The organism is Hyalangium sp., assembly GCF_035629615.1.
Classification (GTDB): Bacteria; Myxococcota; Myxococcia; order Myxococcales; family Myxococcaceae; genus Hyalangium.
Genome location: NZ_DASPHO010000879.1, coordinates 1 through 7049, shown reverse-complemented (window position 1 = coordinate 7049; position 7049 = coordinate 1). Strand labels below are relative to the sequence as shown.

General features: G+C 69.9%; 7 protein-coding genes. 2 read left to right on the top strand and 5 right to left on the bottom strand.

All coding sequences use genetic code 11. The features are described 5' to 3' along the window. Positions 1-541, bottom strand: a 541-nt coding sequence (rpe, locus tag VD972_RS43935) for a ribulose-phosphate 3-epimerase (RefSeq protein WP_324995849.1), incomplete at its 3' end; no start/stop codon positions are given. 178 nt (positions 542-719) lie between these two features. Between rpe and VD972_RS43930 the strand changes: the two genes are divergently transcribed. Both VD972_RS43930 and VD972_RS43925 read left to right on the top strand, forming a co-directional pair. After that, complete coding sequence (locus VD972_RS43930; RefSeq protein WP_324995847.1) at positions 720-2225, top strand: HD domain-containing phosphohydrolase; 1506 nt, start codon at positions 720-722, stop codon at positions 2223-2225. 94 nt (positions 2226-2319) lie between these two features. Then, positions 2320-2802, top strand: a complete 483-nt coding sequence (locus VD972_RS43925; RefSeq protein ID WP_324995844.1) for a hypothetical protein — start codon at positions 2320-2322, stop codon at positions 2800-2802. A gap of 15 nt (positions 2803-2817) precedes the next feature. Here the strand turns inward: VD972_RS43925 and pyk are convergent, their stop codons facing one another. The 4 genes from pyk to VD972_RS43905 form a co-directional block, all read right to left on the bottom strand. Next, on the bottom strand, positions 2818-4251 hold the full coding sequence (gene pyk, locus VD972_RS43920; protein WP_324995842.1) for a pyruvate kinase: 1434 nt from the start codon (positions 4249-4251) through the stop codon (positions 2818-2820). A gap of 100 nt (positions 4252-4351) precedes the next feature. Continuing rightward, a complete protein-coding gene (locus VD972_RS43915; RefSeq protein WP_324995840.1) occupies positions 4352-5179 on the bottom strand; it encodes a hypothetical protein in 828 nt (275 codons plus the stop codon). Positions 5180-5257: 78 nt separating this feature from the next. Then, complete coding sequence (locus VD972_RS43910; RefSeq protein ID WP_324995839.1) at positions 5258-5815, bottom strand: hypothetical protein; 558 nt, start codon at positions 5813-5815, stop codon at positions 5258-5260. Beyond that, positions 5812-7049 (bottom strand): NFACT RNA binding domain-containing protein (locus tag VD972_RS43905; protein WP_324995837.1); only part of this gene is annotated, 1238 nt, incomplete at its 5' end. The genes VD972_RS43905 and VD972_RS43910, both read right to left, overlap by 4 nt.

Sequence of the window (7049 nt, the reverse complement as noted above, 5' to 3'; positions counted from 1 at the left end):
TGATCCCCCCGTCCACCTCGATGTCCACCTCCAGCCCCCGCGCATCCAGCATCGCGCGCAGCCGGCGCACCTTGTCCACCGTGGACTCGATGAAGCTCTGCCCCCCAAAGCCCGGGTTCACGCTCATCATCATCACCATCTCCACCTCGCTCAGCACCTCCTCCACCGCCCCCAGCGGCGTCGAGGGGTTGAGCACCACCGCCGGCTTCGCCCCCAGCTGACGGATCTGCTGCAGCGTCCGGTGCAGATGCGGGCTCGCCTCCACGTGCACCCCCAGGACGTCCGCCCCCGCCTTCGCGAAGGCCTCCAGGTACCGCTCCGGCTCGACGATCATCAGGTGCACGTCCAGGGGCCGGGTCGCCACCCGCTTGATGGCCTCCACCACCACCGGGCCCATGGTGATGTTCGGCACGAACCGGCCATCCATGACATCCACGTGAATCCAGTCCGCCCCCGCGGCCTCCACGGCGCGGACCTCCTCCGCCAGACGGCCGAAATCACAGGACAGGAGCGAGGGAGAGATGAGGACGCGACGGCTCATGGTGGGCCCGCTTCATAGCCGCTCCCGGTTTCCAGCGGTACCGGACATTCCCTGCATGCACACCTGCAGACCCCTTGCTATCCAACCTATGAGGCAGCCAGGCAGGCCGGCTCCTCACTCGTCGTGATAGAACGAGGCGTCTTCCTGGCCCAGCCCATCACTCCGGAGCCTCTCACCGGTGCTTTACACGTCCGACGAAACCGCTCTGACCCGCCGTCTCCAGAAGCTCACGTCGATCCTCGACGTGACCAAGGCGATGAGCGCGGAGCGCGATCTCGACCTGCTGCTTCCGCTCATCCTCTTCGAGGCCTCCAAGGTCGTCGAGGCGGATCGCTGCTCGCTCTTCATTCTGGACCGCGAGCGCAACGAGCTGTGGAGCAAGGTCGCCCAGGGTGCCAAGCGGGAGATCCGCCTCCCGGTGGGCAGCGGCATCGCCGGCCAGGTGGCCGCCACCGGCACCCCCATCAACATCCCCGACGCCTACGCGGACGAGCGCTTCAACCGCTCGTTCGACACCTCCAGCGGCTACCGCACGCAGACCATCCTCTGCGCGCCGATGCGTGACGCCAATGGCGAGGTGACGGGCGTCATCCAGGCCCTCAACAAGCGCGGCGGCCGGATCTTCGATGCCGAGGACGAGGAGCTGCTGCTGGCCCTGGGCGCCCAGGCGGCCGGCGCCATCGAGAACGCCCTGCTCCACGAGGAGATCAACAGGCTCTTCGAGGGCTTCGTCTCCGCGTCGGTGGTGGCCATCGAAGCGCGGGATCCGTCCACCGCCGGTCACTCCGGCCGCGTGGCCGATCTCACCGTGGGGCTCGCCCAGGCGCTGGAGCACGTGTCCACCGGCAGCTACACGAAGACGCGCTTCACCCCCGTGGAGATCCAGGAGCTGCGCTACGCCTCGCTGCTCCATGACTTCGGCAAGGTCGGCGTGCGCGAGCCCGTGCTCGTCAAGGCCGAGAAGCTCTATCCCCACGAGATGGAGATGCTGCGCGCCCGCTTCGAGATCGCGCGCAAGGACATGCAGCTCCAGAGCTACAAGCGCCGCCTGGCCGCCGTGAAGGTGCGCGGCGACAAGGCCATGGCCGAGATCGACGGCGAGGAGGAGGCCCGGCTCCTGGAAGAGCTCAAGCGCCTGGACGAGGTGTTTGAGTTCGTCCTCACCTGCAACCGCCCCACCGTGCTGGCCCAGGGCGGCTTCGAGCGCCTCGGCGAGCTGCGCAAGGTCACCTTCCAGGATGCGCGCGACCAGGCCCAGCCGCTGCTGCTCGAGAAGGAGATCCGCTCCCTCTCGATTGCTCGCGGCACCCTGTCGCCCGAGGAGCGCAAGGAGATCGAGAGCCACGTCGAGCACACCTACCGCTTCCTCACGCAGATCCCCTGGACGCGCACCCTGCGCCGCGTCCCCGAGATCGCCTACGCCCACCACGAGAAGCTCGACGGCACCGGCTACCCGCGCGCCATCCCCGCGAAGACCATCCCCGTGCAGTCCAAGATGATGGCCATCTCGGACATCTACGACGCGCTCACCGCCTCCGACCGGCCCTACAAGAAGGCCGTGCCCTACACGCTCGCGCTCGACATCCTCAGCAAGGAAGCCGCCGCCGGGCAGCTGGACCGCGAGCTGCTCACCGTCTTCATCGAGGCCGAGGTCCCCAAGAAGGCCCTGGGCTCGGTGAAGTAGACGCTCTGCGTCACTCCCCAGGTGGCGTCCGCTCGCAAGCCTTTGGCGCCCCTCCGGAAGCCGGGATTTCGCGAGCAGTCAGAATGATCCGGTCATGCGGATCCATGATCTGCCGCTCCCCTCGTCCTGGTCGCGGCGCTCCTTCGAGCCTCAGCCCCGCTCCCCGAGCAACTCTGCCCTGGAGGCCGAGGTGCAGGCCCTGTTCCAGCGGCAGTTCGGCGCGCTGGCGGCCGCCAGGCAGCGGTTCCACGAGGTGATGCGCAGCAGCTTCGGCAACGGGTACGACGTCCGCAAGGCCGAGAGGTACCGGCAGCTGGCGCTCGCGGGCGACTTTGGGTGGCTGCCGCCCTTGCGGTGGGTGGATCCGGTGATCCTCGAGGGCGCTCGCAGCGCGTACTACGCCGAGTTCGGCACGGTGTTCCTCGACCGTGCGCTCCAGCGCTTCCCTGCGCTCGCGGCAGCCACCTTCGCCGAGGCGGCTGGCTGCGTGCTCGATGCACTGCTCAGCCCCGAGGACGCGCCGGACCACCGCGGGGAGCTGTTCCGGCGCTTCCTGGGCAGCGAAGGCCTGGCTTGAGCCCAGGCCCCGTGCTCAGGCGCCCTGGATGGTGTGCAGGCGCAGGCTGTTGATCTTCCCCGGCTGCCCCACCGGCGCGCCGAAGACGATGACGACGCGATCGCCCACCCGCGCCAGCCCGCGCGTCAGCAGCTCCTCCTCCACGCGCCGCACCATCGCCTCCGTGTCCTGGATGGGCTCCAGCACCCGCGGCACCACGCCCCACACCAGCGCCAGCCGGCGGCGCACTTCCTGGTTCGGGCTGAACGCGACGATGGGCACCGGCGGCCGGTAGTGCGCCAGCAGCCGCGCCGTCACGCCCGACAGCGTGAAGGCCGCCACGAGCGAAGCACCGCTCGCCTCCGCCGCCTGGCACGCCGCCCGGGCAATCACGTCCGGGAAGTGCGACGGCAGCCCCAGCGGGGCCTCGATCACCCGCTTCAGGTGCTGCGCCCGCGTCGCCGACTCGGCCGCCAGGACGATGCGGTCCATCATCTGCACCGACTCGATGGGGTACTTCCCGCTCGCCGTCTCGCCGGACAGCATCACCGCGTCCGCCCCGTCGAACACCGCGTTGGCCACGTCGCTGGCCTCTGCGCGCGTGGGCCGCGGGTTGTCGATCATCGAGTTCAGCATCTGCGTGGCCACGATGACAGGCAGGCCCCGCGCGTTGGCGCGCCGGACGATGTCCTTCTGCACTGCCGGCACCTCCTCGGGCGGAATCTCCACGCCCAGGTCACCACGCGCCACCATCACGCCGTCCGTCTTGTCCAGGATGGCGTCCAGCCGCGCGATGGCCTCCGGCTTCTCCAGCTTGGCGATGATGGGCACCTGGCGGCCCACCTCCGCCATGGCCTGCCGCGCCATGTCCAGGTCCGACGGCTGGCGCACGAAGGACAGCGCGATGAAGTCCACGCCCGCCTTGATGCCGAAGACGAGGTCCTCGCGATCCTTCGGCGTCAGCGCATCCGCGCGCACCGCCACGCCCGGCAGGTTGATGCCCTTGTTGTTCTTCAGCGTCCCGCCCACCACCACCTGTGTCCGCAGCAGCTGCTTCTTGTCCGTCTCGATGACCTTGAGCTCCAGCAGGCCGTCATCCAGGAGGATGCGGTCCCCCGGGTTCACGTCCGCCGCCAGGAGCGGGTACGTGGTGGAGACGATGTCGTCGGTCCCCTTCACGCTCTCGTCCGTGGTGATGGAGAAGGTGGCCCCTTCCTTCAGCTCCGTGCTGCCGGTGATGAAGCGGCCGGTGCGGATCTTCGGGCCCTGCAGGTCGCCCAGGATGCCTACCGCCTTGCGCACCTTCAGTGAGGCCGCGCGCAGCTTCGCGATGTTCTCCGCGTGCTGCTCATGGCTGCCGTGGGAGAAGTTCAGCCGGGCCACATCCATCCCAGCATCCAGCAGTGCCTCCAACATCTCCTGGCTCTGGCTGGCGGGGCCGAGGGTGCAGACAATCTTCGCTCGTCGCATAGGGGACCGGAGGATGGGGGGAGCGTCACGCTGGGTCAAGAACGCAACGAGCCGCCGGCGCTCGGTAAAACGGTAAAAGAGCTGCCAGGCGACAGAGGGCTCAGCCTCGCAGCAGCACGCTCAGGTTCTCCCGCTCCCAGCGCAGCGCCGCCAGGTAATGCGGGAAGGCCTTCTCGCGGTCCCGGAACGCCCGCGGGTGGTGCACTCGCCGGCCGCCTCGGCCCGTGCTCGGGAAGAGCTGATGCAGCATCTCGTGGAAGACGATGAACTCCACGAAGAAGGCCGGCACCTCCGAGCGATCCAGCGCGGGGTGGATGCGGATCTCCCGTGTCTGGTGATCGTACACTCCCAGGCGGATGGACTTGCGCCGGCGCCGAGGCGGCATGCGCCCCCAGCCAATCCGCGCCTGGATGCCGTCCTGGAAGTAGGTGCGGTTGACGCACTCGAAGAGGGCCTGCAGATCGAAGCAGCGCCCCACGGGGTTGAGATCCGCGTCCGTCTCGCGGCGGAACTGGCGGATGCGCGGCTGCTGGCCCCGGATGTACTCGTCCAGCACGCCCCCCGCGCCCCGGTGCCCCCGGCCCGCGTAGTCCGCCACCGCGCGCAGCACGGGCTCGGGCGCGTCCAGGAACATGTGGTGCAGCCTCAGCTGCAGCGCGCTGCCCCCTCGCCGGAAGGACACCATCGTCGAGCGGTTGTCCGTCACCGCCAGCCGGACGGGAATCCCCAGGTCCGCCGAGAGCCGCCATGCCAGCGACTCCGCCCGGGAGAACAGCTCGTCTCGCTCGGTGGCGACACGCGGCGCCTCCTCCACCAGCCGGTTGCGGACAGGCGGCTGCGGCTGTGGCGGCGGAGGCACCGGTCGCAGCGTCGGCGACGGGCTTCCGGACAGCGTGAAGAGCGACATCTGGCGGGGGTACTGGTTCATCTCTTGCCCAGCATCGTACCTGCCACCCCCACGGACTCAAGGCCGCTGGAGGCTGGCTGCCCGCACTCCGTCAGGCCGTCAACCGCGACCATGGCTCCGTGCTTCCTCTGCGAGCTGCGCGCCCAGCGCCTCCACCGTCTCGCGCGTGGTACCAAACGAAGCGAGGATCTCCTCCATCGACTCGGCCTCCTCCACGGCCAGGCACGCACCGCCCTCCGCACGCGCCACCGTGAGATCGCCGTGGCGCCCCACTGCCAGGCTCCAGCTTCCATCCGCCCACTGTTCGAATGGGTAGAGCTGGCAGGCAATCGGACGAACGTTCGAGGGAAGTGTGCACCCACCCCTGCGCACGAAGAAGACGCAGGCCCCCGCCCGAGCCTGCAGCACGATGCGCACGGGCCCGCGGCGAAAGTAGCCTCGGTAGAGCGGCCACCGGGTCTCGAAGTGCGCGGCCTCGGCCTCGGTCACGCCCTCTTCCTCGCTGAACCGGCGCGCGGGCAGGCCGGTGTGCTCGCGGATGCGGGCGACGTCGGCGTGGGTCAGCATGGCCAGCTGCTCCGTCCCTCGCGGCTCGCAGCACGTCTTGCCGAGCGCCTTCGCGCAGCGCGCACAGGCCGGACTCTCGGGCGTCCTCATGCGAGCGGAGGCTCCGTGTGCCGTGTCTTCAGCAGGCGCTCGAGCCGCTCGGGCTCCATGCGCACCAGGAAGGTCTTCTCCCGGCTGTAGAGCACCTGGCCCGGCGCTCCTCCCTTCACCTTGCGGATGAACTTCACGGGCACGTAGCTCACCTCGCCGCGCGGCTCCCCCTTGGCTCCCGAGTGGTGGAGCGCCAGGTGCGCGGCATCCAGCAACACCTCCTGCGCCACCTCCATGCCCTTCTCCAGGGGCACCACCACATGGCTGCCTGGCTGCCCTCGCGCATGGAGCCAGAGGTGGTACGGCCGCGCCACCTTGAAGGTCAGCTCGTCATTGTCCGCCGCCCCCCGCCCCACCCAGATGCGCTGCCCCCCGTGCCCCACATACTCCTTATAAGGACGCCCCTCCGCAGGCCCCTCCTCGCCCGAGGGCACGTGCAGCACCTCGGCCTGGGCCAGCAGCGCCGCCTCCTCCATCCGCTCGAGCTGCTCCAGGGCGGCCCGAGCCTGCGCCACCTCACGCGCCAGCTCCGCCTCGCGCCGCCGCGCCTGCTCCACCCCTCGCAAGAGCCGCTTGTACTGGTGGAAGTGCCAGTCCACCTCCTCCTTCGGCGTCCGCTTCGGGTCCAGCTTCACCTTCACCTCCTCCATCCCCGTCTCCGTGTACGCCGTCAGCGCCACCTCGGTGTCCCCGCGGCGCAGGCGGTGGAGGTTCTGGGTGAGCAGCTCGCCCACACGGCGATGCTCCTCCGCGTCCGGGCCTCGTGCCGCCTCCGCCCGCACCTTCTCCAGCGTCCGTCCAGAGCGCTTGAGCCGAGCCCGGTACGGCTGCGTGAGGCGCCGGCGGATGGCCTCCGCCCGGCTCTTCCGGTCCCTCTCTCCCAGGAGCCGCTCGGCGGCCTCCGCGTAAGGCGCGAAGGCTCCCGCCACGGGCTCCAGGCGGGAAGGTGCGCTCCGGGCCTTCTCCAGCGCCTCGGGCGCCAGCGGCTCCGGCGGCTGCCACTCCGCGCCCGGGTGCAGCCCCCTGCGCTGCGCCAGGCCTTCTCCGGTGAGCATCAGCACCCGGCCGCTCTCGCTCAGCAGCATCAGCCCGCCCGGCGCGGACAGCTCCAGCACCAGGCGGCGCGCCCCCTCCTCTTCCTTGTGGAAGTCGAGCACCACCACGCGCTCAGCCTCCCGCCACGCGGCCGCCTTCAGCTTGAAGCCCGTCAGCTCCTGGCGCAGCCAGCGCTGGA